The organism is Nocardia sp. JMUB6875, from assembly GCF_041154655.1.
Classification (GTDB): domain Bacteria; phylum Actinomycetota; class Actinomycetes; order Mycobacteriales; family Mycobacteriaceae; genus Nocardia.
In genome coordinates, this window is record NZ_BAAFGR010000033.1 from 1 (window position 1) to 24,306 (window position 24,306).

Sequence of the window (24,306 nt, forward strand, 5' to 3'; positions counted from 1 at the left end):
GGGGCCGGGGAGATTCAGCCCGGGCGGCGGGTGCTGGGCTGGTCGGCGTGGGTGGAGGCCAGTTAGCCGGCCGAATTGCTCGGGGAGGGGGCGGGTGGGATCGGGTATCTGCTCAAGGAGCGGGTGGGGAAGGTGGATCGGTTTCTGGATTCGCTGCGCAGGGTGGCCGAGGGTGGGACGGCGATGGATCCCGAGGTGATTTCGCAGTTGCTGGTGCGGCGGAAGACCGATGATCCGCTGGGGGCGTTGACGCCGCGGGAGCGGGAGGTGCTGGCGTTGATGGCGGAGGGGCTCGACAATGGCACCATTGCCGAGCGCCTCGTGGTGTCCGAAGGCGCTGTGCTCAAACATATTCGGAGCATCTTCGCCAAGCTGGGGTTGTTCGCCGACGAGGTGGGGCATCGCCGGGTGCTGGCCGTGCTCGCCTACCTCAATGCCGGATGATCAGTCGTCGCGGCAGGTGAGGTCCGCGGCGGGCAGGGTGCCGTCGGCCAGGTAGGCGTTGAAGGCGTCGTAGACGCAGGTGTTCGGGTAGCGGCCGAGGATCGAGTGGATGGCGACGTCCTGCAGTGTCACCATGCGGGAGCCGGTGAGCACCTTGTGCATGGCGAGCGCGCCGCCGTAGTTGGTGCGGGTGTCGCCGGTGGCCTGGATGATCAGGTTCGGCACCGAATTCGCCAGGGCCGTGGAGGTCTCGATGGGCGGGGCCCAGAACGCGCAGGGCGTGATGTTGTCGGCCAGCGCGCCGAAGACCGGCTGGGTGGCGCGGGAGGCCTCGAGATTGCGCCAGTACCAGGCGGGATCGCGCGGGGCGCCGACATCGCCGCACAGGATCGCCATCTGCGGTGACAGGTCGCGGGGCTGGGAGCGCAGCATGATGTTCAACTTGCCTGCCAGATCTTGATCCGGCTGGACCGGCTTGCCGTCGGCGGCATCCGCCAGTTCCCGGATCTGCTGGGCGGCAAGGCCGTAACCGTGCGGTGAATCGAAGGCGATGTACAGCACCAGCGGCAGCATGTGGGCATTCACCTCGAAGTCGCCGATCCGAATCGGTTGGGCCGCAGCACGTTCGATCAACCGCTGCACCGATCCGCGCACCTCGGCGCCGGTCGCGCCGAGGTGGTATTCACCGTCGCGCTCCGCAGTCCAGGCCGCCCAGGCATCGAGTGCGGCCTCATTGGGCGCGCCCATGTCCTGAACCATGCCGACCGCACCGTAGCGATCGGGATCCACGGTGCCGTCGAGCACCATACGGTCGGAACGCTCCGGGAACAGCTGCATGTAGACCGCACCCAGATAGGTGCCATACGACGTGCCGAGATAACTGATCTTGTCCTGGCCCAGCACCGCGCGAATGACATCCATGTCCCGGGCGGTATTGCGAGTCGTGAAGTGCGGCAGGCGATCCCCCTCCGCCGCGACGCAGCGCGCCGCCAGGTCGGCTTGATCGGCGACGGATTCGGCGAAGCCCTTGGCATCGGGTCCGGCGAACTGCAGCCCGAATCCGTGCGGCCAGTGGCAGTTCACCGCCGACGAGCGCCCGACGCCGCGCGGATCCATGCCGATCAGGTCGTAGCGGGCCCGCACCTCGGGAGTCATGGCCTTGCTGGTCTCGACGAAGTAGTCCAGGCCCGCGCCGCCGGGCCCGCCCGGATTGGAGAGCATGACACCGTGCCGCCGCGCCGGATCGGTGGCGGGAATGCGGGAGATGGCGACGGTGATCGTGCGGCCTTGCGGCTCGGCGTAATTCAGCGGCACGGTGACATCGGCGCACTGCGCGCCCATGCCGTCCAAGCCGGGATCGTCGCAGGACTTCCACGCGAGCCGCTGGTGGCTGTAGCGGTCCAGCGGTTCGGCGGCACCCGCGTGATCGGTGACGGCGGTCGTGGTGCAGGCCACCGCGGCGATCAGCCCGGTGACGGCGACCGCGGTCAGGACATTGCGGGCCGGGGTCAGCTTTCGGAGCACGAACAATCCCCCCTCATCGTGAGCAGAGCACGGTGTCGAAGACCTCGAACACCGCATCGGAGCCGGCCTTGTCGGACGGGAGCTGATTGACGGTGACCACGACCGCCGTGCCGTCGGCGGCCACGGCGTTGCGGGTCCCGAATCCGGGGATGCTGCCGCCGTGTCCCCACACCTCGGCACCGCAGGAGACGGGGTGGCGGATCAAGCCCAGGCCGTACCCGGCGTCGGGTTCGCGATCGAACGGGACCGTCTGCTTCATCTGGGCGAGCTGGGCGGCGGGCAGTAGCTTGCCGTCGAGCATGGCGGTGAAGAAGCGGTTCAGATCCGACGGGGTGGCGACCATCGCGCCCGCGGTACCGCCCCACGACGGGTCCAGATCGGTGACATCGATGCGCTTGCCGTTCTCGACTTGATATCCGCGCGGATGGGGGCCGCGGATGCCGGTCTCGCGCGCATCGGGGAAGTAGGTGTCGCGCAGGCCCAATGGCTCCAGGATGCGAGCGCTGATCTCGGCCTCGGCGGATCGGCCGGTGACCTGCTCGATCAGCATGCCGAGCAGGATGTAGTTGGTATTCGTGTAGACCGACCGCGCACCCGGCTCGAACTGCGGCGGCATGGACATGGCGATGCGCACCAGATCCGCGGGTTCGTAATGGGCCCAGCGGATTTCGTCCAGGTCAGCCTTCAGCTGCGGCGTGTCCGGTTTCGCGGTGAGCTCGGGATCGCCGCTCGCGAGATAGTCGGGCAGGCCGCTGGTGTGTTGCAGCAGCTGATGCACGGTGACGCGATTGCCGTCATTGCCGTTGCCGCGCACCACATTCGGCAGATAGCGCTCGATCGGCGCTTCCAGATCGACCTTCCCCTCGGCCACCAGTTGCAGGATCACGGTGGCGACGAACGTCTTCGTATTGCTGCCGATCCGGACCCGCGAACCGTCGGCGATCGGCGCGCCGGTCGCGGTGTCCCCCGCCCCGGCGGTCAGCACCCGGTGGCCGCCCGGCCCGTCGATGGTCACCTGCGCGCCCGGAAATCCGTGCCGATGCACGAGGTCGTCGAGCAGCCGGGTCAGCCGCGGACCCACGCCGCCGAGTCGATCGTCCGACGCGTCGTGGGTGGCGCAGCCCTGGACGGCGAGCAGTGCCGCCAACCCGATCCCGGCCGCCGCGGTCCGCGCACGATGGCGCCGCAATGCGCTCATGGAAGGCATTCCTCCTGTTCAGGCCGGGTGCTCCGGCCCTTCCAAGGCTAGGAAGCCGACGGCGCGCGGCCCATGCCCCACACGCCCGAATCGTGGTCGTGTCGGCGACCGCGTACTGGGTAGCGCCGGCGCTACCCTATGCACCTTGTTGCATAGCGTGCATTTCTGGCCTACTGTCCGAGATGCGAGAGTTTCCGCCCCGCCGGGTCATCCGGGCGCGGATGATCGCATTCGGGGCGACCACAACGGAACGGGAGCGGAGCCATGACCGAAGCACCGAAGCAGCTGGCGGGCCGGACCATGATCATGTCGGGCGGGAGCCGCGGTATCGGCCTCGAGATCGCCAGGCGGGCGGCGGCCGACGGCGCCAACATCACCCTCATCGCGAAAACCGATGCGCCACATCCCAAATTGCCCGGCACCATTCACACCGCGGCGGCCGAACTGGAGCAGGCCGGCGGCACGGTGCTCAAGTACCTGGGCGACGTGCGCGACGACGAGGCGGTAGCGGACGCGGTGCGGCAGACCATCGAGCGGTTCGGCGGCATCGACATGGTGGTGAACAATGCCTCGGCCATCGACATCTCCCCCACCGAACTGCTGCCGATGAAGAAGTACGACCTGATGCAGGACATCAACTGCCGCGGCAGCTTCCTGCTCTCCAAGCTCAGCATCCCGGCCCTCAAGGAATCCGCGGAATCCGGCCGCAACCCGCACATCCTGACCCTGTCGCCGCCGCTGAACCTGGACCCGAAATGGGCGGGCATGGCCCTGGGCTACACCATCGCCAAGTACGGAATGTCGCTCACCACACTGGGTTTGAGCGAGGAGCTGCGCAAGTACGGCATCGGCGTGAACTCGCTGTGGCCGCGCACCACCATCGCGACCGCGGCCGTTCGCAACCTGCTCGGCGGCGACGAGATGATCGCCACCTCCCGCACCCCCGACATCTACGCCGACGCGGCCTACCTGGTCCTCACCTCCCCCGCCAAGGACACCACCGGCAACTTCTTCATCGACGAGGATGTCCTTGCCGCACACGGCATCACCGACCTGGACAAGTACCGCGTGGCCCCCGGCGACGGCGAACTCACCACCGATCTGTTCCTCTGACACGGGAATACGTGACGCCGATCCGGGTTGACTGCTCGCATGAGCATTGCCCTTGTCACGGGTGCGAATCAGGGATTGGGACGGGCGGTGGCGGCGCTGCTCGCCCAGCGTCTGGAGGCCGGGTCCACCGTCTATGTCACCGGCCGGAATGCCGAGCGGGTCGCGGAGGCGGCGGCCGCGATACCCGGAGCGGAGCCGCTGGTTCTGGATGTCAGCGATGACGCGAGTGTGGCCGCCGCGGCGCGGCTGATCGAGGAGCGGCACGGCGGACTCGACCTCGTCGTCTCGAACGCGGCCGCCCGGCGGGATCCGGAACGCACCGACGCGGAGACGATCCGGGAGTTCGTGAACACCAACAATCTCGGAACCACCCGGATGATCCGCGAATTCGGGCCGCTGGTCCGAACCGGCGGCCGATTCCTGGTGGTGGCCAGCGCCTTCGGCAGCCTGCGGTATCTGGATCCGAGCCTGCATCACCTGTTCGACACTGAGACACAGGATCTGGCCGACATCGACCGGGTCATGCTGGATTACGCCGACCTGGTCGAGGCGGGAAAGGATCGGGACGCCGGGTGGCCCGCGTCCATCAATTACCCGTCCAAGATCGGACAGGTCGCCTCGACGCGGATCTTCGCCCGGACGGATGGGGAGCGGCGCGGGATTTTCATCGGTGCGGTGTGCCCGGGGTTGGTCGACACCGCGGCCTCCCGGCCGTATTTCGCCGACATGTCGCAGGCCCAGACGCCCGAAGCCGCTGCGGTGGACGTGGTTTCGCTGGCCGTGGATCCGATCGTGCCCGCCTTCGCGGGGCAGCTGGTGCAGCATCTGCGGGTGATCGGCTGGACCGCGGAGTAAGACGAACATGGCCCGGGACACGGGGTTCCGGGCCATGGTCAGGCGAATATGGCCGCCTCTAGTCGATTCCGTAGAGGCGTTCCCAGTTCTCGCGGCTGGTCAGCTCCGGCATGGCGGCGCGCCAGCGCTGCTGCAGGCTCGGCAGATCCTTGCGCAGCTGCTTCAGCACGCGGTAGGCGCGCAGCAGCAACTTGCGGGCGGTTTCCTTGTCGCGCACGCGAACTCGGACACCGGACTGCGAGGCATCGGTGACGACCACCTGGTTGAACAGGCCGACATGCCACCAGTGCGCGTCCTCGCGGGTGACCGCGACGGGGCCCGGGATGACCCGGCCGAGCCACTGGTTCAGCGCGCGCTTGTAGAGCACCAGCAGCGGGTGGCTGGGCTCGCCGCCCGCCCGGCGCACGTGCAGGTGCGCGTTGGGAACCGGGGAGGTGGCGGCCGGATGCTTGATGGTCTCCGGGTAGTCCGAGCGCGAGCCGCGGGCCTTGGCCAGCGCCTCGATACCGCCGTCGCGCAGGATCTCCGGGCCGCGCAGGTAGTCCTCGATGCCCTGCAGGGTGGTGTGCGCCAGGCCGTACTGCATGCCGACCAGGTACTCGCCGATCTCCCGGAACAGCTGGCGGGTAACGGCTTTCGGGTCCAGATCGTGGTGCAGCGAGGACACGATGAGCGAGTTGCGCGAGGAGAAGTAGCGTGCCCAGTCGTCGAAGTCCTTCCAGTAGAAGTCGGCGTGCCAGACCGCGGCGTTCGGCAGGGTGACGGTGACGAAACCGTTCTCCCGCGCGCGCAGGCCGTATTCCACGTCGTCCCACTGGAAGAAGATCGGCACCGGCAGCCCGATCCGCTTGACCACCTCGGCCGGGATCAGGCAGGTCCACCAGGCCTGATAGCCCGCGTCCACCCGGCGTTCCTGGTGCTTCTTGAGCATGGAGGTGTTGCGCAGCGCCTTGGCCACCTTCTGGCCGTGGCGCAGCTTGCCCAGATTCGTCTCCTCCGCACCGACATTCAGGTAGTCGGGGTTGAACAGGAACAGCATCTGCGCGCCCACCAGGGTGGGTTCCACGGTCAGGTTCGCGAAGGCGTTGAGCCGCAACACGGTTTCGGGCTCGCACAGGATGTCGTCGTCCATCAGGATGACGTCGGCGTGCTCATTGGCCGCGGACACCTCGTAGAGGCCGCGCGTGAAACCGCCCGCGCCACCGAGATTCGGCTGCCGGATGTAGCGCAGCTTGTCACCGAAGCGCGGCTGCGTCTCGGTGAACAGCGCCTGGTCCTGCACCAGATCGGTGCCCTGGTCGACCACGTACACGGCGTCGATGAGCGACAGCACCGTCGGGTCCGAGGCCAGGGCCGCAACGGTATTCGCGCAATCCTGGGCCCGGTTGAAGGTGCAGATGGCGATGGCCACCGGGCGCACCTGCTCGGGCGCGGCCGCGGTCCACTCCAGATCGCTGACCACGACCTCGCCGCCCAGCGCCTCGATCTCGAGCCAGATCGCGCCGCCGTCGACGTACATGTCCAGCGGCGCGCGCAGCACCACCCGGCCGGTCTCCCGCACCACGGCGGTGTCGACCACCCGGCGATGCCCCGCGATATCGGAGGCCGCCAGCCGAATCCGCACCTTGCCGGCCACCTCGAGGGTCATGCCCACCTCGACCTCGGTGACGCTGGTCCAGCGCTGCCAATAGGCGGCGGCGAAACGGCCGAAATAGGTGTTGGTATGGACCGACGCGCCCTTCTCCAGGCGCAGGGTCCGCCGTTCCCGGGTCACCTTGCCCTTGGCCACCGCGTACAGGTCGTCACTGATCTTCGGCGCGGGTCCGGTGAAGATGCCGCGCGCCAGCACCAGCCGTTCCGGCGCGGCGTGTTCCGCGCGCAGGGTCGCGGGCGCTTCCGCGTTCTCGATCGCCTTCGACTCAGCGCTCTTGCGGTCCTCGGTTTCGGTCACGGCCTGCCCAGCCGACGCATCCATGAATCCCTCGACATCCTTTGAATACTTAGACACCGGCTCATCCGACGTGGTCGCACCGCCACTGTCACGCTCGGCGGCCCGACAATATCAGTGTCAGGCGTTATTCGTTCCCGAGGCCGCATTGGTGAAGACGAATTTCCCGTACGCCCAGAATCGGAAGCCCATGGCCACGGCCTGGCCGATGAGGGTGCCGGAAACGTTGTCCGCCAACGGACTGTCCAGTCCGAGCACATATCGGGAAAAGCCGAGACACCCCAGCTGCAGCCCGATGGCCATCACATTCAGCGCCGCGTAGATCAGGATGTGCCGGGCCCCGGTATCGCCGTCGTGATCGGAGTAGGTCCACCACTTGTTGCCGAAATAGGTGACCACGGTGGCCACGCCGATGGAGATGATCTTGGCCAGCAGCGGCCGGTGGAACAGCGGGCCCTCGCCGCCCAGGAAGACCAGCAGGTTGTAGGTGCCCGCGTCCACCACGAATCCGATCGCGCCGACCACCAGGAAGGCGCCGCCGCGCTGCAGCAGAGCCCTGATCTTGCCGGTCAAGGACGCGTTCGGCGCGGATTCGTTCACCGCCGTGGACTCGTTCGCAGACACCGGCCGACGGTACCCCAACCCGCCGCACCCATATACCCGTCAAGGTCGGGTACCCTCCCGGTGTTCATATTCGCCTCCGATCAGAGGATTGACCGGGTGGACTCCACCGAGCTTCGTATTGCCGCCATTGTGCCGTGCCACAACGAAGAGGCCGCCGTCGCGAAGGTCGTCACCGACCTCCAGGCCGCCGTCCCGGGCATTGTCGTCTACGTCTACGACAACCTGAGCACCGATGCCACCGCCGACAAGGCGCGTGCGGCCGGAGCGATCGTGCGCACCGAGAACCGCAAGGGCAAGGGCAATGTGGTGCGCCGCGCCTTCGCCGATATCGAGGCCGACGTCTACCTCATGGTCGACGGTGACGACACCTACGACGCGGCCGCGGCCCCCGAGATGATCCGGACCCTGCTCGAGGGTCCCTACGACCACGTGCTGGGCGTGCGCCGCGAGGTCGAGGCCGGGTCGGCCTACCGCGCGGGCCACGAGACCGGCAACAAGGTGCTCAACGGCGTGGTGGGCAAGGTCTTCGGCGAGAACGTCGAGGACATGCTCAGCGGCTACCGGGTCTTCTCGCGGCGCTTCGTGAAGTCCTTCCCGGCCGTGTCGCGCGAGTTCGAGATCGAGACCGAACTGACCGTGCACTCGCAGCACCTGGGCGTACCGCAGACGTCCGTTCCGGTCGGTTTCCGGGATCGGCCCGCGGGCAGCGAATCCAAGCTGCGCACCTACAGCGACGGCTTCAAGATCCTGCGCCTGATCGTCGGCCTGGCCCGGCACGAGCGGCCGGTCGCGTTCTACGGCCTGTTCGGCACGCTGGCCTGGCTGGTGTCGGTCATCCTGATCACGCCGATAGTGGTCGAGTTCTATCAGACCCACACGGTGCCGCGCTTCCCGACGTTATTCCTCGGCTTCACGCTGCTGCTGCTCGGCAGCCTGGCGTGGACCGCCGGCCTGATCCTGGACGGCATCCGCCGCTCCCGGCACGAGGCGGCCCGGCTGATGTACCTGCGTTACTCCGCGGTCGGCGAGGGCGACGCGGCCGGTTCGACGCGATGACGGTGGGGCTTGCCGGACAGAACCCCAACGGCAAAGCAGAATCGGACACCGTGGTTACCGAAGCGAACGAGAAGCCCGACGTCGCCCGGCCGGAGCAGATCCCGGCCCCCGAGCCCGAGCGCCAGGCCGGACTGCGCCGCGCGGTGATCGGCGTGGAGCGGCGATTCGGTTCGGCCGCACTGGTTTTCCTGCTGATCGCGGGCATCTTCGGCGCGGTGTGGTCGGTGCTGACGCCGCCGTTCTGGGGCCACGACGAGATCACCCAGTTCGGCCGCGCCTACCAGGTCGCGCACGGCGGCTTCCTGCCGGAGCAGATCCACGACGATCGCGGGCCCGCATGGGGCGGCGACGTGCCGGTCAGCATCGACGCGCTGATGAGCTACGCCTTCCACGACTACCAGGACAATCCGGATGAGCCGGAGCCCATGGTCGAGGACCCGCACGCCTACGACGTGCTGGGCGGCCTGGCGGTCTCCGACCAGACCAAGCAGGTGTGGTTCACCAATACCGCCGCCTACTCCCCGATTCCGTATCTGCCGCCCGCCGCGGGCATCCGTCTCGCCGAGGCCCTCGACCTGAATGTCGGCGGCATCGTGCTGGCCACCCGCTGGGCCGGGCTGCTGGCCTACCTGGTGATCGTCGGGTTCGCGCTGCGCGTGCTGCGCGGGCACCGGGTGCAGTGGCTGGCCTTCACGGTCGCCGTACTCCCGATCGCGCTGTTCCAGGCCGGAACCGTCACCGCCGACACCGTCACCAATGCGCTGGCGCTGCTGCTGTCGGCGCTGGTGGTGAAGGGCTTGTTCCTCGGGCGGCGGCTGTCCAAGCCGGAGACGGTGGCCGCGCTGGCCACCACCATCCTGCTGCCGGTGTGCAAGCCGACCTACGTGCTGATCGCCATGCTGATCGTGCTGATTCCCGCGCGTCGCTTCGGCTTCGGCGCCGGCGACGGGTCCGAGGGCAATGGGGGCGACGCGCGCGTCGCGCTCTGGCAGCGCGTGCTGCCGTGGGCGGCAGCGGGCATCGGCGCGGTGTCGTTCGCGATCTGGATGAAGATCGCCGCCCCGACCGGTGACGGCATGAGCCTGATGCGGCCCAAGAAGGATTGGGGCAGTGTGCGTCCGGGCGATCAGCTGCACGGCATCCTCACCGATCCGGTGCATTTCGTGCGCGTGTTCGGCGACAGCATCGCGCGCCGCGACCAGCACTGGTTCGTCCAGTTCTTCGGCGAGCTCGGCTTCTCCTACGTGGAGGTGCCCGCCCTCACCGTGCTGGCAAGCCTGCTGGCCTTCACCGTGAGTATCGGTACGGCCGAACGCTTCTCGCCGCGCGGCGCGAACCGGACGCGCACCTGGCTGGTGCTGGCGACCGTGGCCGCCAGCGTCGCCATGATCTACGTGACGCTGTACATGTCCTTCACGCCGGTCGGCTACTTCATCATCGACGGCGTGCAGGGCCGGTACTTCGTGCCGCTGGCCGTGCTGGGTCTGGCGGTGGTGTTGCGGTGGATGCCGCTGCGCCTCACCGATGCCGCCGGCCGGATTCCGGTGCGCGGCGCGGCGATCACCGTGGTGGCGGCGACCTCGGTCGCACTCATCGCCGCCGTGGTCAAATACTCCACCCTGGTCTGGGGCTGACGGCTAGATGACCTTCTCGCCCGCGGCGGCATAAGCGGATTCGGTGGCGGCCTTCTTCGGCCGCCACCAGGATTCGTTGTCGCGGTACCAGTCGATGGTGGCCTCCAGCCCGCGGCGGAAATCCCGATAACGCGGTTCCCAGCCGAGTTCGGTGCGCAGCAGCGAGGGATCGATGGCATAGCGCAGATCGTGACCCGGGCGATCGGTGACGTGATCGAAATCGTCGGGGGCGCGGCCGAACGCCTCCAGAATCAGTTCGATCACCGACTTGTTGTCGCGTTCGCCGTCCGCGCCGATCAGATAGGTCTGACCAATTCGACCGCGCTCCAGGATTTCCCACACCGCACTGTTGTGGTCGTCCACATGGATCCAGTCGCGCACCTGATGTCCGCTGCCGTAGAGGCGCGGGCGCACACCGTCGATCAGATTGGTGATCTGCCGCGGAATGAACTTCTCCACATGCTGGTAGGGGCCGTAGTTGTTGGAGCAGTTGGAGATTGTCGCCCGCACGCCGAATGAGCGCACCCAGGCGCGGACCAACATGTCACTGGAGGCCTTGCTGGCCGAATAGGGGCTCGACGGGTTGTAGGGCGTGCTCTCGTCGAATGCCTTCTGCGCGTCCAGTTCCAGGTCCCCGTACACCTCGTCGGTGGAGATGTGGTGGTAACGCACCTGATGCCGCCGCACCGCCTGGAGCAGGGAGTATGTGCCGACAATATTGGTCTGGACAAACGGCCAGGGGTCGGCCAGCGAATTGTCGTTGTGTGATTCCGCGGCGAAATGCACGACCGCGTCCACCCCGCCGACCAGGCGGTCCACCAGCGCGGTGTCGGCGATGTCGCCGTGCACGAACTCGATTCGGTCCGCGACCGGGTCGAGCGAGGCGCGGTTGCCCGCATAGGTGAGTTTGTCCAGCACGGTCACTTGCACACCCGGACGCGTAGTCACGGTCTGATGCACGAAGTTCGAGCCGATGAATCCGGCACCGCCGGTTACGAGCAGTCGCACACGCAAACCCTACGTGGGCCGGACCGGGCACCGTCGCAGGGTCGGCGAAGTTGCCTTCTCTACACCACCGAGGCCGTTGTTGTGCGCGGAATCGGACACGCGGCTGAAACATACGTACTTAATTGAAAGGCGGACGCTCGGTCCAAATGTCGGAATTTCGTGGCCTTACCGCGACATTCAGTCGCAAATGGTCACGACTTTCCCCGCATTCAGTGTGACCTTCGTCACACGATGGCGCGAAAGTGACGGCGGGAGGGCTCATATATCTGCGTCAAAACCTTTACTACGCAGGAGATTTCCCCTAGCTTGCAAACCGCACGACCGGGATGGTGAACAAAATTTGAACGAACGGTCACGATGGGTTCACCGCTCGTTAGCTGTTCTCCATTTCGATTCGTGTTGTCCCCCCGAGCTCTTCGATGAGGTTTCAAGCAATGCTGATGAGGAAGTTCGCCGCCACCGCGGCTCTGGTGACCGCCGCTCTGGCCGTCACCGCCGGCACCGTGAACGCGGCCCCGGCTGCCGAAGACAACGGCGCCATCAACTACACGATCACCACCACCGAGACCCAGAGCATTCTGCGCACCGACGCGGGCTCGCTGGTCGTGGAGAACGGCAACCTGGAGGTCAAGGCCTCCAACGGCACCGTTGTCGCAGGCATGCCGCTGTCGTTCAAGGTGGATGACTTCACCTTCCCGATCGCCGCGGACATCTCCGGCAACAGCGCGACGCTGACCCCGCAGTTCGATATGGACCACGCGAAGTACACGCCGGAGAACGTCAAGGATGTCGCCCTGCCGTACGAGGACCAGGCGCCGTGGAAGTCGGACTACGACCGTGAGCAGGCCGCCTGGAACCGCATGAAGGACACCGTCGCGCTGGGCGCCACCATCGGCACCCTGGTCGGCGGCCTCGGTGGCGCGGCCCTCGGCTGCGTCGTGGGCGCCGGTGTCGCTTTCGCGGCGACCACCCCGCTGCTGCTGATGTTCGGTGCCGGCCCGCTCGGCGGCTGCATCGTCGGCGCCAGCCTCGTCGGCTTCCTGGGCACCCTGGCCGGTCAGGTGTTCGTGACCGCGCCGGTCGCCATCGCGGCTGCGATCCAGTACTTCATCACCATCAACGGCCCGCACATCGCTCCGGCTCCGGCCAAGTAATACTCGGCCGCGCCAGCGGCCGCTGAAAAGCGAAAACCCCGCCCGGTTCCGACGGGCGGGGTTTTCGTTATTCACTCTACCGATGTGGGGCTCGGAGCAGGCACTCCGAGCCCCACATCATCGAATCACGCTGTGCCGGATCTGTTTACGCCGTCCGCGCGATCTGTGCCGCCTCCAGCCGCTCGCGGACGAAGCGGGCCACATGGGCCAGCGCCGCCCGGCTCTCCGGCATGTTCGGGAAGATCGCCGGGAACGCGTGCACCTGCCCGCGCCAGATCTCGAGGGTGGCGGGTACGCCCGACTGGGCCAGGCGCTGGGCCATGATCTCGCTGTCGCGGCGCAGCACCTCGTGTTCGGCGATGATCAGCAGGGCGGGCGGCAGGCCAGCGAGCACGTGATTGACCGGCGACATCATCGGATCCAGGCGGCCGTCGACCTCCGCGCCGAGCTTGACCACGGATTCCAAGGCGGACAACGGAATCAGGGCATCGCGGCGGTAGTTGGGGTGGGCGCGCTTCTCGGCGCAGTCCAGATCGAGCGCGGGGCTCAGCCCGACCAGTCCGGCGGGGACGGGGAGTCCGTTGTCGCGGGCGCGCAGGGCGGTCGCGAAGGTCATGTAGCCGCCCGCGGAGTCACCGGCGAATACCACGCGCGAGGCCGGAACACCGTGTGCCAGTAGCCATTTGTAGGCGGTCAGGCAGTCCTCGACGGATCCGTTGATATCGGTCTTCGGCAGCTGCCGGTATTCCACGCTCACCACCGGCAGTCCGGTGCGCCGGGCCAGGGCCGCCACGACCGGGCGGTGGGTGTCGAGCCCGCACAGGAAGAAGCCGCCGCCGTGCATGTAGAGCACCGCGCCGTCGCGCAGTGACCTGCTCGCGCCGGCGGGGCGCACGATCTCGATGCGGAAGCCCTTGAGCCGCACTTCCTCCCGTTCCACGCCGCGCGGCATCGGGCGCAGTTTGGCGAGGCTGTTGATGACGGCGTTGACCACCGGCATCGAGCCCACCGTGACCGTCGCCCGGTCACCGGCGGGCCGGATCACGGTGCGGGAGAAGACTGTCAGGCTGCGCGCGGCGGCGCTGGTCCGGTCGGGGTTCTGGACGGGCGTGTCGTGAGTCATCGCGCACCTACCTCGTTGTTGGCGCGCCGAACCGTTCGTCCGGAGCAGTCGAAACACGGTTCGGTACCCGGCGCGCGAGAGTCGGCGCTGACATCTCACATAGCGTCATTTCAGAACACCATGAGAACGTGACCTACGCAACAGAAATCGCCACATCCGTCCGCCGGTAAACGGGCGTGATCGATTCGAGGTCCACTCGGAACCTGACCGCCGCGCTCCGCGATCGAACTGGCAGACTCTCGTGACATGCGCGGAATCATCCTGGCCGGTGGCACCGGATCGCGGTTGCACCCGATCACGCGCGGGGTGAGCAAACAGCTGGTCCCGGTGTACGACAAACCGATGGTGTACTACCCCCTGTCCACCCTCATGCTGGCGGGAATCCGGGACATCCTGGTGATCACCACCCCCGAGGACAGCGACGCCTTCGCCCGGCTGCTCGGCGACGGCAGCCAGTTCGGCGTCTCCATCTCCTATGTGGTGCAGCCGGAACCGGACGGGCTGGCGCGCGCCTTCGTGCTGGGGGCCGATCACATCGGCGCCGACAGCGCGGCACTGGTGCTGGGCGACAATATCTTCCACGGCCCGGGCCTGGGCACGGGGCTGCAGAACTTCCACGATCTCGACGGCGGCGCGGTCTTCGCCTACCGCGTCTCCGATCCGACCGCCTACGGCGTGGTCGAATTCGCCGACGGCCGGGCCATTTCCATCGAGGAGAAGCCCGCCAAGCCGCGCTCCAACTACGCGATCCCGGGGCTGTACTTCTACGACAACGACGTGCTCGCCATCGCCCGCGATCTGAAGCCGTCCGACCGCGGCGAATACGAGATCACCGATATCAACCGCGCCTACCTGGAGCAGGGCCGCCTGCACGTGCAGGTGCTGGCCCGCGGTACCGCCTGGCTCGATACCGGCACCTTCGACTCCCTGCTGGACGCCGCCAATTACGTGCGCACCATCGAGGAGCGGCAGGGCCTCAAGATCGGCGTGCCCGAAGAGGTGGCCTGGCGGCTCGGCTTCATCGACGACGATCAACTCACCCGACTGGCCGAACCGCTGGTGCGCTCGGGTTACGGCAACTACCTGCTGGGTCTGCTCGACCACGGCCGAACCTGGGAGTAGACGGTATGGGACGCAACGACGTGCGGATTCGGGAACTGTCGGTGCCCGGCGCCTGGGAGTTCACGCCCGTGCTGCGCGGGGACGACCGCGGGGTCTTCTACGAGTCGTTCAAGGCCTCGGAGTTCGAGAAGGCGGTGGGCCGGCCCTTCGACCTGCTGCAGGTCAATATCTCCACCTCCGCGGCGGGCGTGCTGCGCGGCATCCACTACACCGAGAACCCGCCCGGCCAGGCCAAATACGTGACCTGCGTGCGCGGGGCGTTCCTGGACGTGGTGGTGGATCTGCGCCGCGACTCCCCCACCTTCGGGAAGTGGGACGCGGTCGTCATCGACGATGTGGAGCGCAAGGCGGTGTATCTGGCCGAGGGCCTGGGCCACGCGCTGCTGTCGCTCGAGGACGATTCGACCGTCAACTACCTGTGCTCGCTGGAGTACATGCCCGAATTCGACCGGGATCTGGACGCTTTCGATCCGGACCTGGCCATCGAATGGCCGACCGTGGGCCGCAACGGCGAGCCGCTCACCTTCATCCGCTCGGACAAGGACGCCGCGGCCCCGCGCCTGGCGGATCTGAAGCTGCCGCGCTGATTCCCGAATACAACTGAGGCGCACCGCGATTCGCGGTGCGCCTCAGCGTCTTTCGGAAACCGGCCGGGCCCGTGTGAGCGGCAGGCCCGGCCGGGGAGTACTAGCCGACCAGTTCGACCTCCACCTCGCGCGCCTCCTGGCGGCGGGCCCGCAGCTTGGGGAGGAACACCGTGAGGGCGACCAGGGCTCCGACAATCGACACGCCGGCGGCGAATTCCAGGCCCGGACGGTAGGTGTCGAGCATGGCCTGCGGAGTCGGGTGGCTGGGCACGCTGGAGGTGACGATGGCGGTGGTCACCGCGAGCACGATGGCCGCGCCGACCTGCATGGCGGTCTGCAGCACACCGGCCGCCAGACCCTGCTCGTCATCCTCGATACCGCTGGTGGCCTGAATATTGATGGCCGGGAAGCCGACCCAGCCGATGCCGACCAGCAGCACCGCGGGCAGCAGCACGGTCAGGTAGGCCGGCGCGGTGTCGATGCGCAGGTACAGCAGGTAGCCGACGGCCATGACCACCATGGTGATCGCGATGATCGGGCCGGTGCCGAAGCGGTCCACGAGCTTGTCGGAGACGAAGGCCGAGGCGACCACCAGCAGACCCACCGGCAGCAGCGCCATGGACAGCTTCAGCGGCGACCAGCCCAGGGTGTCCTGCAGGTACAGCGTGGTGATGAACTGCCAGCTGAAGTACGAACCGGCGACCGCGATGATGGCCAGGCTGGCCCGGACCAGGCTGGGCTTGCGCAGGATGCCCAGGCGGACGAGCGGGTAGCGGACCTTGGTCTCGGTGTAGACGAACGCCGCGCCCAGCACCGCCACCGCGAGGAACGATCCGATGGTGCGGGCCGAACCCCAGCCCGCCTCCGGTGCGGAGACCACGGTGTAGACCAGCAGCAGCATGGTCGCGGTGGACAGCAGCGCGCCGAGCAGATCGTGGCCGCCCTCCTCGGCCGGCTTGTCCTTGGGGACCAGGAAGTACGCGGAGACCAGTGCGGCCAGGGCCACCGGCACCGGGAGCAGGAAGGTCCAGCGCCAGCCGAGGCCGGTCATCAGGCCGCCGAAGAGCAGGCCCATGGAATAGCCGCCGGCGCCGAAGACGGTGTAGATGGACAGCGCCTTGTTGCGGGCCGGTCCCTCGGCGAAGTTGGTGGTGATGATGGACAGGCCGGTGGGCGCGGTGAACGCGGCGGCCAGGCCCTTGATGAAGCGGGTCAGGATGAGCAGGGCCGGTGAGCTCACCAAAGCGCCTGCGAGAGAGGCCAATGCGAAGACGGCCAGGGCGATCAGGAAGACCTTGCGGCGGCCCAGCAGGTCGGCGGTGCGGCCGCCCAGCAGCAGCAGGCCGCCGTAGCCGAGCACGTAACCGCTGACCAGCCACTGCAGGGTCGAGGTCTGGATGTCGAGTTCGGTGCCGATGGAGGGCAGCGCGACGCCGATCATCGACACGTCGAGGCCGTCCAGGAACAGCACGATGCACAGGGTGATGAGCATGCCCCAGAGCCGGCCGGTCCACTGGGTGGAGTCGGCCGCGTTGCTCACCGCGGGGCGGATCTCGGTGGAAGTCACGAGAAGCGACAGTACATGCACACGCATCAAATGCACAAGCATTTAATGCGGTTGCATGGTTCTGCCGGACGGACTAGGATGACCGCATGCCGAAGCCGACAGCAAGCGCCGAGAGGGGGAGCGCTGTCGACCGGCCCGTGAAGACGTCCTTCGAAACGTCTGGGCTGGTGGGGGAATGGCGCGATCTGCTGGCCCGGCACGCGACGACCTCGTGCGCTCTGGAAAAGGAGCTGCAGGGCCGCCACCACATCGGGCTCAGCGAATTCGAAACCCTCGACCGTCTCGTCGAAGCGGGTAGCGACAGCTACAAGATGAGCGATCTCGCCAATGACATCTACCTGAGCCAGAGCGCGCTCTCGCGCACAGTGGCCAGGCTCGAGCGCGACGGACTCGTCGACCGCTCACTGTGTACCTACGATCGCCGCGCGATCTTCGTGTGCCTCACGGAAAAAGGGCGCGAACTGCATCGGCAGGCCGCGCCCACGCACCGGGAGGTGCTGGCCCAGAATCTGGGCTGAGACCGCCGGGCTAAACCGCCGCGCGCAGCGTATCGATGACCGGAAGCGCGTCCGTCGCTACGGAATTCACCGCGGCGATGGCCTCGCGGTAGCGCTCCACCTCGTGCTCCTTGTCCAGATACGAGGAGCCGGTGAGGGATTCCACGTAAACCACCGGCGGTTCGGTGGGTTCGCCTGCGGCGGTGGGGAATTCGAGCAGCACGAAACGCCCGGCGTCCATGCCGTGGTGGTATCCGCACTCGGCGGGCAACACGCGCAACCGGACATTGGGCAGCTCGCCCAGTTTGCGCAGCCGGTCGAGCTGGCCGCGGGTCACGTCGTCACCGCCGATGCGATGCCACAGCACCGCCTCGGAGATCACCACGTCCAGCTGCAGCGGCGCGCGGTCGCGGGTGAGCAGGGACTGGCGCGCCAGGCGCACCCGCACCCGGCGGTCCATCTGCTCGGCCGAGATGCCCGGGTAGGCCCCGGCGAGCACGGCGCGCATGTACTGCTCGGTCTGCAAAAGGCCCGGCACCAGCTCGTTCTCGTAGCTGGTGAGCCGCCCCGCGGCCTCCTCCAGGCCGATGTAGACCTCGTAACCCTCGTCGATCACATCGCTGAATTCCGTCCACCAGCCGCGGGCCTTGGTCTCGCGGGCCAGCGAGGTGAGCGGTTCGATGGCGTCCTCGGGAGCGCCGTAGATCCGGCACATGGCCTCGACATCGAGGCTGCGCAGCGAGGTCTGCCCGGTTTCGATGCGCCAGATCTTGGCCTCGGACCATTCCAGTCGCTGCGCGGCCACCCGGGTCGTCATCCGCGCGCGATTGCGCAGGTCGCGCAGGTGTCGGCCGAGCTGCCGCCGCGGCACGGTCGATCCGGTAATCCCCTGCGGTAGAGCCATTCGTCCCCCTATACCAGTGTTGCGATCGCATTGTTGCACAGGAAAACTCAGCGATCCACGGACGCGGGACGCGGCCGGGTGGTTAGGATGTCCGCTCTACGCCAGGCTACTTCCTCGACGACCGCTTGCGAAAGCGCCAGAACTGAACGGCCTGAACGTCTTTCGAGAGCTGATTGACCGGTTCGGCCACATCGGAGAGCGCCTGGAAGAGATCGTCGGCCATATCGGATATATGGGAGACCCGCGCGGCCAGCCGGGAGGCGTTGAGCACGAATTCCAGCAGCAGGCGCACCGTCGCGGCGATCACCAGACCCAGCGGAATGGCGAACACCACCCCGAAGACGATGCCCAGCCAGGCCGAAATCCGCCACAGCCCTACGGTTCCCACGATCGGAATGGCGAACGCGCCCGCCAGCCCCAGCAGATACGCCAGCGGCAGCAGGGTGCGGGTGGCCGCGCGATGGAACTGCACGTCCAGCAGGGCGCGGGCGGCGTCCACGCTCCAGGAGCCGAAAGCGCTTGGGCTGGCGAAGGGTTCGACCGGCTCCTCGGCCTCTTCCTCCGCGGCGATGCGCCGGGACATGCGCCGGGTGGCGGACTCCTTGAAGGCGGCCCAGCGGCCCTCGGTGATGATCTCGCCGAACTCCTCGAATTCCTCGAGTTCGGCGGTGTTCCCACCCGATTGGTCGGTCATGCCGACGATCTCCTCTCCCGCAGACCTTTTCGGCGGATCCAGTGTCGCCGGTAACACCGGGGAAGGGCAGCCCGAGACAGTGTGGTGTAGAACACGTCATACCGGTGAGCGGCCGCGGACCCCGGAATCGGGCGCCAGCACCCTTGACGATGTTGTCGCTGGCAGGACGCGGTGCCGCGGCTCGACGTCACTTTTGCGACATGTTCGTCAATGGGTCAAAACAGACTGGACACCCGCCGCCTTGGGACACAACCGGACTCGAGGTGAAAAAGAGGATGTAACGACCCGGACACCCCGTGCCGATACCCCGCACAGAGCAGGAACGAGATCTACCGGGGAATGGAGAATCCAGTGCGTACGACGTTTTCGTCAGCCGTTGCAGAATCTGCGCAGGACTACATCCGGCGTGGCTGGACGGTCGCCGAAACCGCCAATGGCATCTGCCTGGTCACCGACGAGGAAATTTCGGGCATCGAGGTCACCGGCGACACCGCCGCGTTCGTCCGCCGCTACCTGCGCGCCAACGGCCTGACCGGCCCGGTCATCGAGTTCCCGGGCGCCGAGCGCCGCGAGATCCACCTCGTCACCGGCCTGCGCAAGGCCGCCCGCGCCATCGAGGCGCTGCGCGCGTCGGGTGTCACCGTCTACACCGACGGCGCGGGCATCCCGCTGCCGCCGAGCAAGCTGTCGGCCGGTGCGGCCTGCTGGGGCGTCGCCCCGCACGAGGCCCGCTGGGTCCCGCCGGTGGTCGCCATCGCGGCGGCCGTGCGCGCCGCGGCCAAGGGTGCGCCGCAGGCCGCCCGCATCGCCTCCTGACAGCGACCGAATAAACGATCCGAAACCCGCGAGTGCATCCCCGGTGCTCGCGGGTTTCGACGTATCCAGCTCGGAACGTTGCAAATTCAGAGAGAGCGGACATAATCCGAGGCAGTCTCTCAGGCGTACGCACTCGCCGTGCTCAGCGGCCGTAAGTGTTTCGCCGAATGCGACCGCGGGCGATCATTGGGTATGACCCATGTCACGGACAGCCCCCGGACACTGCTACGCACCTGCCCGCTCTGCGAGGCCGTGTGCGGCCTCGAAATCACCCTGGACAGCGACGACCGCATCGCCTCGGTGCGCGGTGATCACGCCGATCCCTTCAGCAAGGGCTTCATCTGCCCCAAGGGCGCGACCCTCGGCCATCTCGACTCCGACCCGGATCGCCTGACCGCGCCCATGATTCGCGACCGCGCCACCGATACCTGGCGCACGGCGAGCTGGGACGAGGCCTTCGGGGTGATCCGGGAGCGGCTGCCGCAGGTGTCGGCGGCTTACGGGAACCAGGCCGTCGGGCTGTATCTCGGCAATCCCAATGCCCACACCGTGGCCGGGGCGCTGTACGTGCCGCTGCTCATCCGGGCGCTGGCCACCCGCAGCCTGTTCTCCGCCAGCACCGCCGACCAGATGCCCAAGCAGGTGTCGAGCGGGCTCATGTTCGGCGATCCGCTCACCGTGGCGGTGCCGGACCTGGACCGCACCGACTATCTGCTCATGCTGGGCGCGAATCCGCTGGAATCGAACGGATCCCTGTGCACCGCACCGGATTTCCCGGGACGGCTGAAGGCGCTGCGGCAGCGCGGCGGACGCTTCGTGGTGGTGGATCCGCGCCGCACCCGCACCGCCAAGCTGGCCGACGAGCACCTGTTCGTGCGGCCCGGCAGCGATGCCTACCTGCTGTTCGGGATCGTGCACACGCTCTTCGCCGAGGAGCTCGTGGATGTTCGCGTCGAGGTGAACGGCCTGGACGAGGTGCGCGCCGCCGCGGCCGATTTCACGCCGGAGCTGGTCGCCGGGCGCACCGGGGTGCCGGCCGAGACGATCGTGCGGATCGCGCGCGAACTGGCCGCCGCGCCGACCGCGGCCGTGTACGCCCGGATCGGCACCTGCACGGCCGAATTCGGAACGCTCACGCAGTGGCTGGTCGATGTCGTCAATGTGCTCACCGGCAATCTGGACTCACCCGGCGGGGCCATGTTCGCCACCGGGGCGGCACTGGGCATCGTGCGGTCGCGGCCGTTCCGGACCGCGCGCAGGGGCAGCCGGGTGCGCGGATTGCCCGAGGCCATGGGCGAATTGCCGGTCGCCACGCTCGCCGACGAGATCCTCACGCCCGGCGAGGGGCAGATCCGGGCCATGGTGACGGTGGCGGGCAATCCGGTGCTGTCGGCGCCGAGCGGCGCGCGCCTGGACGCCGCCTTCGCCGGACTCGAATTCATGGTGAGCGTGGACCGCTACCTCAACGAGACCACCCGCCACGCCGATGTCATCCTGCCGCCGCCGCGCATCGCGCAGTCGCCGCACTACGATTTCGCGCTGCTCAACTTCGCCGTGCACAACTACGCCCGGTACTCCCGGCCGCTGGTGCCGCTGGGTGATGGCGAGCTGTCCGAGGCCGAGGTGATGGCGCGGCTGGCGCTGGCGGTCTCGGGCCAGGAACCGCAGCCGGGGCTGGACCCGCTCACCGTGGTCGACGAGATCGTCATCGCCGGAACGCTGCACAAGGCGGGCATGGCCGATCGGCGCGGGGAACTGCTCGGCGAGAACACCACCGAGCAGCGCTTGGACCTGATGCTGCGGCTCGGCCCGTACGGCGAATGGGCCTCCCAGCCCGATGAGGCCGCTGCCGAACCCGACGCGGCCGACGAATGGCGCGGTAAGCTGAATCTCCAAGTGCTGCTGGACAATCCGCACGGCCTGGATCTCGGCCCGTTGCGACCGCGCCTGCCCGGTGTCCTGCGGACCGCGTCCCGGAAGGTGGAACTCGCTCCCGTGCAGTTGCTTTCGGATGTGACCCGGCTGCGGGAGCGGCTGAGCGCGCAGGCGCCGGAGATGGTGCTGGTGGGGCGGCGGCAGCTGCGCTCCAACAACAGCTGGCTGCACAATGTGCCGCCGCTGGTGGGCGGGTCGAACCGGTGCACGCTGCAGATCAATCCGGCGGACGCGGCCCGGCTGGGGCTCAACGGCCACGCGGTGGTGAAGTCGGCCGCGGGCTCGCTCACGGTGGAGGTCGAGCCGACCGACGACATCATGCCGGGCGTGGTGAGCCTGCCGCACGGTTGGGGACACGAGGACAGCGCGCAGTCGGTGGCGCGGGCGCACGCGGGTGTGAACGCCAATGCGCTGACCGATGATTCGCTGGTGGACGCGCCGTCCGGGAATGCCGTGTTCAACGGCGTGCCCGTGACGCTCACGCGGGCCTGACGCCGGTAGTCGCATGTCGGTCATCCGGGTCCTGCTGTGGCTGGTGCACGTCGGGCTGCCCGCGGCGGGACTCTGGCTGCTGGTCACCCGGCCGCAGCTGGATCACCTGTACCTGCACAACGCGTTCCACTTCTGGCTGATCCTGGGCGCGGCCGCGCTGTCGCTGGGGCTGGGCGTGCTGCTGCTCCGCGCGGCGCGCGCCCACCGGGACATGCGGCTGGTGCTGGTTTCGCTGGTGTTCCAGTTGAATTCGGGATTCCTCGGGCTGCACGCGCTGGCCACGCCCGGGGTCATCCTGTCCACGCCCAATGTCGGATTCACCGTGGCGGTGCCGGTGGGCATGGTGCTGGGCGGGCTGGCGGCGCTGGCGTCGGTGCCCGAGTACGGGCCGACCGCGCGGGCGCACCGGTTCACCGAAGTCCTTGCCGCGCTGCCGATCACGATCATGGCGGCGTGGGCGCTGCTGTCGCTGACCCGGGTGCCGCCGTTCGACACCGTGCCCGATCCGTCCGAGGCGCAGGGGCCGCTGGTGGCGCTGGCCTTCGTCGGCGCGGCCTGCTATCTGGTCGCGGCCGGGGCCTACGCCTACCGGTACCTGCGCACCCGGGGCAGCCTGCTGCTCAGCGTGCTCACCGCGTTCGTGCTGCTGGCCGAGGCGCTGTTCGCGGTCGGATTCGGCCGCAGCTGGCGGGTTTCGTGGTGGGAATGGCATGTGCTGCTGGGCATCGCGTTCCTGCTGATCGCGGTGAGCGCGCACCGGAATTTCCGGCGTGAGGGGTCGGCGCGCGGGCTGTTCGACAGCATCACCCAGCGCAGCACCCTGACCGCCATCCAGCGCGATTACGCGCGGGCACTCGAGGAGATGGTGCGGGCGCTGGACGCCCGGGCCAGCGGCGGGGTCGCGGCCGGGGCGCCGCTGGGCGCGGTCGGGCAGGAGCTGGCCCGCCGGTTCGGGCTCACCGAGCGGCAGGTGGCGGTGCTGCAGCAGGGCGCCCGCGCGCTCGGCAACGAACGCGAACAGGTGCGACGACTGGGCGCGCTGGTCGCGGTGGGTGAGCGCGCCAGCGTGATTCGCGGGGAGCGGCAGCTGCTGGGCGAGATCCAGCGCCTGGCCAATCTCGCCTTCGACCAGGACACGGTTCGCATCGGCATGCTGCGGCGCGGGCAGCTGAGCTTCGAGGACGGCGGGCCGCCGCAGCCGTCGGCCTTCGTTTTTCCCCTGACGGTCAAGGGAATCCGGGTCGGCGTCCTCGAACTCACGCGTCCGGCACCGGGATTCGCGGAGGCCGCGCCGGGGCTGGACCCGGCCGAGCAGGCGGTGGCGCAATCCTTCGCGGCGCAGGCCTCCACGGTCATCGAGAACGCCCGGCTGTATCAGCAATTGGACGGCCTGTTCCGGTCCTACATGTCGCCGCAGGTGGCGACCACATTGCTGGCGGACCCCACGCAGGCGGGTCTGGGCGGCGAGATTCACGAGGTCAGCGTGCTGATGGCGGATCTGCGGGGCTATACGCCGTTCGCGGAGCGGGTCGGCCCCGAACAGGTCATGCGCATGCTGAACACCTACTACGGCGCGATCGTGCCGGAGATCCTGGCCGAGGGCGGGACCGTGGTGCAGTTCGTGGGCGACGCGGTCATGGCGATCTTCAACGCGCCGGTGCGGCAGCCCGATCACGCGGTGCGGGCGGCCCGGGCCGGCCTCGCGCTGCAGCGCGCCACGGCGGCGGTGCGGGCGCAGCCCGAATGGCCGATGTTCCGGGTGGGCGTGAACACCGGACCCGCCATCGTGGGGAATGTCGGTGCGCGGCAGATGCGGAACTTCACCGCGCTCGGCGATACGACGAATCTCGCGGCCCGGCTGGAGGGGCTGGCCGAGCCGGGGACGGTGGTGGTGGGTCCGCTCACTCGCGAACGGCTCGGGGAGCGGGCCGTTGTGGAATGCCTGGGGGATTTCGATATCAAGGGCAAGACCCTGCCGGTCACCGTGTACCGGCTGCTCACCCTGGGATGA

At 68.1% G+C, this 24,306-nt stretch carries 20 protein-coding genes and 1 pseudogene; 12 read left to right on the forward strand and 9 right to left on the reverse strand.

The genetic code is table 11. The annotated features are described in order from the left end of the window. Positions 1-444 (forward strand): annotated as a pseudogene (locus ACAM49_RS11160) (LuxR C-terminal-related transcriptional regulator); the annotation flags it as partial. Here ACAM49_RS11160 and ACAM49_RS11165 read toward each other — a convergent pair. Beyond that, entirely contained in the window at positions 445-1,968 is a 1,524-nt protein-coding gene (locus ACAM49_RS11165) for an alpha/beta fold hydrolase (RefSeq protein WP_369635388.1), read from the reverse strand. 13 nt (positions 1,969-1,981) lie between these two features. Next, the gene (locus ACAM49_RS11170; RefSeq protein WP_369635389.1) at positions 1,982-3,166 is read right to left on the reverse strand and encodes a serine hydrolase domain-containing protein; all 1,185 of its coding nucleotides are present in this window, start codon (positions 3,164-3,166) and stop codon (positions 1,982-1,984) included. Positions 3,167-3,430: 264 nt separating this feature from the next. Between ACAM49_RS11170 and ACAM49_RS11175 the strand changes: the two genes are divergently transcribed. Both ACAM49_RS11175 and ACAM49_RS11180 read left to right on the forward strand, forming a co-directional pair. Then, positions 3,431-4,279, forward strand: coding sequence for an SDR family oxidoreductase (locus tag ACAM49_RS11175; protein WP_369635390.1), 849 nt, complete (start codon positions 3,431-3,433; stop codon positions 4,277-4,279). 39 nt (positions 4,280-4,318) lie between these two features. Then, positions 4,319-5,134, forward strand: a complete 816-nt coding sequence (locus ACAM49_RS11180) for an SDR family NAD(P)-dependent oxidoreductase (protein WP_369635391.1) — start codon at positions 4,319-4,321, stop codon at positions 5,132-5,134. Between the two features lie 58 nt (positions 5,135-5,192). Here ACAM49_RS11180 and ACAM49_RS11185 read toward each other — a convergent pair whose 3' ends face one another. Next, a complete protein-coding gene (locus tag ACAM49_RS11185; protein WP_369635392.1) occupies positions 5,193-7,109 on the reverse strand; it encodes a glycosyltransferase in 1,917 nt (638 codons plus the stop codon). Positions 7,110-7,202: 93 nt separating this feature from the next. After that, positions 7,203-7,706 (reverse strand): GtrA family protein, encoded by a 504-nt coding sequence (locus tag ACAM49_RS11190; protein ID WP_369635393.1) that lies wholly within the window; start codon positions 7,704-7,706, stop codon positions 7,203-7,205. A 96-nt stretch (positions 7,707-7,802) separates the two neighbouring features. Here ACAM49_RS11190 and ACAM49_RS11195 point away from each other — a divergent pair, with 96 nt between their 5' ends. After that, positions 7,803-8,762 carry a glycosyltransferase gene (locus tag ACAM49_RS11195; RefSeq protein ID WP_369635394.1) on the forward strand — a complete coding sequence of 320 codons (960 nt, stop codon included), beginning with the start codon at positions 7,803-7,805 and terminating at the stop codon, positions 8,760-8,762. Positions 8,763-8,812: 50 nt separating this feature from the next. Further along, positions 8,813-10,396 (forward strand): DUF2142 domain-containing protein, encoded by a 1,584-nt coding sequence (locus ACAM49_RS11200; protein WP_369635395.1) that lies wholly within the window; start codon positions 8,813-8,815, stop codon positions 10,394-10,396. Between the two features lie 3 nt (positions 10,397-10,399). Here ACAM49_RS11200 and rfbB read toward each other — a convergent pair whose 3' ends face one another. Continuing rightward, positions 10,400-11,404: a dTDP-glucose 4,6-dehydratase gene (rfbB, locus tag ACAM49_RS11205; protein WP_369635396.1), complete on the reverse strand. Its 1,005-nt coding sequence runs from the start codon at positions 11,402-11,404 to the stop codon at positions 10,400-10,402. Between the two features lie 434 nt (positions 11,405-11,838). Between rfbB and ACAM49_RS11210 the strand changes: the two genes are divergently transcribed. After that, the gene (locus tag ACAM49_RS11210; protein ID WP_369635397.1) at positions 11,839-12,558 is read left to right on the forward strand and encodes a hypothetical protein; all 720 of its coding nucleotides are present in this window, start codon (positions 11,839-11,841) and stop codon (positions 12,556-12,558) included. A gap of 145 nt (positions 12,559-12,703) precedes the next feature. Here ACAM49_RS11210 and ACAM49_RS11215 read toward each other — a convergent pair whose 3' ends face one another. After that, a complete protein-coding gene (locus tag ACAM49_RS11215; RefSeq protein WP_369635398.1) occupies positions 12,704-13,681 on the reverse strand; it encodes an alpha/beta hydrolase in 978 nt (325 codons plus the stop codon). A 246-nt stretch (positions 13,682-13,927) separates the two neighbouring features. Here ACAM49_RS11215 and rfbA point away from each other — a divergent pair, with 246 nt between their 5' ends. Both rfbA and ACAM49_RS11225 read left to right on the forward strand, forming a co-directional pair. After that, a complete protein-coding gene (rfbA, locus tag ACAM49_RS11220; protein ID WP_369635399.1) occupies positions 13,928-14,803 on the forward strand; it encodes a glucose-1-phosphate thymidylyltransferase RfbA in 876 nt (291 codons plus the stop codon). A gap of 20 nt (positions 14,804-14,823) precedes the next feature. Continuing rightward, the gene (locus ACAM49_RS11225) at positions 14,824-15,390 is read left to right on the forward strand and encodes a dTDP-4-dehydrorhamnose 3,5-epimerase family protein (protein WP_369635425.1); all 567 of its coding nucleotides are present in this window, start codon (positions 14,824-14,826) and stop codon (positions 15,388-15,390) included. Between the two features lie 100 nt (positions 15,391-15,490). Here ACAM49_RS11225 and ACAM49_RS11230 read toward each other — a convergent pair whose 3' ends face one another. Then, positions 15,491-16,957 carry an MFS transporter gene (locus tag ACAM49_RS11230; protein WP_369635400.1) on the reverse strand — a complete coding sequence of 489 codons (1,467 nt, stop codon included), beginning with the start codon at positions 16,955-16,957 and terminating at the stop codon, positions 15,491-15,493. Positions 16,958-17,043: 86 nt separating this feature from the next. Here ACAM49_RS11230 and ACAM49_RS11235 point away from each other — a divergent pair, with 86 nt between their 5' ends. Continuing rightward, a complete protein-coding gene (locus ACAM49_RS11235; protein WP_369635401.1) occupies positions 17,044-17,475 on the forward strand; it encodes a MarR family transcriptional regulator in 432 nt (143 codons plus the stop codon). A gap of 10 nt (positions 17,476-17,485) precedes the next feature. Here the strand turns inward: ACAM49_RS11235 and ACAM49_RS11240 are convergent, their stop codons facing one another. Both ACAM49_RS11240 and ACAM49_RS11245 read right to left on the reverse strand, forming a co-directional pair. Further along, positions 17,486-18,358 carry a helix-turn-helix domain-containing protein gene (locus ACAM49_RS11240; protein ID WP_369635402.1) on the reverse strand — a complete coding sequence of 291 codons (873 nt, stop codon included), beginning with the start codon at positions 18,356-18,358 and terminating at the stop codon, positions 17,486-17,488. 106 nt (positions 18,359-18,464) lie between these two features. Then, entirely contained in the window at positions 18,465-19,052 is a 588-nt protein-coding gene (locus ACAM49_RS11245) for a DUF4282 domain-containing protein (protein WP_369635403.1), read from the reverse strand. A 339-nt stretch (positions 19,053-19,391) separates the two neighbouring features. Here ACAM49_RS11245 and ACAM49_RS11250 point away from each other — a divergent pair, with 339 nt between their 5' ends. The 3 genes from ACAM49_RS11250 (at position 19,392) to ACAM49_RS11260 (ending at position 24,306) form a co-directional block, all read left to right on the forward strand. Further along, positions 19,392-19,868, forward strand: coding sequence for a hypothetical protein (locus ACAM49_RS11250; protein ID WP_369635404.1), 477 nt, complete (start codon positions 19,392-19,394; stop codon positions 19,866-19,868). Between the two features lie 192 nt (positions 19,869-20,060). Beyond that, a complete protein-coding gene (locus ACAM49_RS11255; protein WP_369635405.1) occupies positions 20,061-22,295 on the forward strand; it encodes a molybdopterin oxidoreductase family protein in 2,235 nt (744 codons plus the stop codon). Between the two features lie 13 nt (positions 22,296-22,308). Continuing rightward, complete coding sequence (locus tag ACAM49_RS11260) at positions 22,309-24,306, forward strand: adenylate/guanylate cyclase domain-containing protein (protein WP_369635406.1); 1,998 nt, start codon at positions 22,309-22,311, stop codon at positions 24,304-24,306.

Excerpts from the sequence above, each read along its gene's own strand:
- ACAM49_RS11180 (WP_369635391.1), top strand. The coding sequence starts at position 4,319 with ATGAGCATTGCCCTTGTCACGGGTGCGAATCAGGGATTGGGACGGGCG.
- ACAM49_RS11185 (WP_369635392.1), bottom strand. The coding sequence starts at position 7,109 with ATGGATGCGTCGGCTGGGCAGGCCGTGACCGAAACCGAGGACCGCAAG.
- rfbA (WP_369635399.1), top strand. The coding sequence starts at position 13,928 with ATGCGCGGAATCATCCTGGCCGGTGGCACCGGATCGCGGTTGCACCCG.
- ACAM49_RS11255 (WP_369635405.1), top strand. The coding sequence starts at position 20,061 with ATGACCCATGTCACGGACAGCCCCCGGACACTGCTACGCACCTGCCCG.
- ACAM49_RS11235 (WP_369635401.1), top strand. The coding sequence starts at position 17,044 with ATGCCGAAGCCGACAGCAAGCGCCGAGAGGGGGAGCGCTGTCGACCGG.
- ACAM49_RS11210 (WP_369635397.1), top strand. The coding sequence starts at position 11,839 with ATGCTGATGAGGAAGTTCGCCGCCACCGCGGCTCTGGTGACCGCCGCT.
- ACAM49_RS11245 (WP_369635403.1), bottom strand. The coding sequence starts at position 19,052 with ATGACCGACCAATCGGGTGGGAACACCGCCGAACTCGAGGAATTCGAG.
- ACAM49_RS11175 (WP_369635390.1), top strand. The coding sequence starts at position 3,431 with ATGACCGAAGCACCGAAGCAGCTGGCGGGCCGGACCATGATCATGTCG.
- ACAM49_RS11260 (WP_369635406.1), top strand. The coding sequence starts at position 22,309 with ATGTCGGTCATCCGGGTCCTGCTGTGGCTGGTGCACGTCGGGCTGCCC.
- ACAM49_RS11170 (WP_369635389.1), bottom strand. The coding sequence starts at position 3,166 with ATGAGCGCATTGCGGCGCCATCGTGCGCGGACCGCGGCGGCCGGGATC.
- ACAM49_RS11240 (WP_369635402.1), bottom strand. The coding sequence starts at position 18,358 with ATGGCTCTACCGCAGGGGATTACCGGATCGACCGTGCCGCGGCGGCAG.
- ACAM49_RS11250 (WP_369635404.1), top strand. The coding sequence starts at position 19,392 with ATGGAGAATCCAGTGCGTACGACGTTTTCGTCAGCCGTTGCAGAATCT.
- ACAM49_RS11215 (WP_369635398.1), bottom strand. The coding sequence starts at position 13,681 with ATGACTCACGACACGCCCGTCCAGAACCCCGACCGGACCAGCGCCGCC.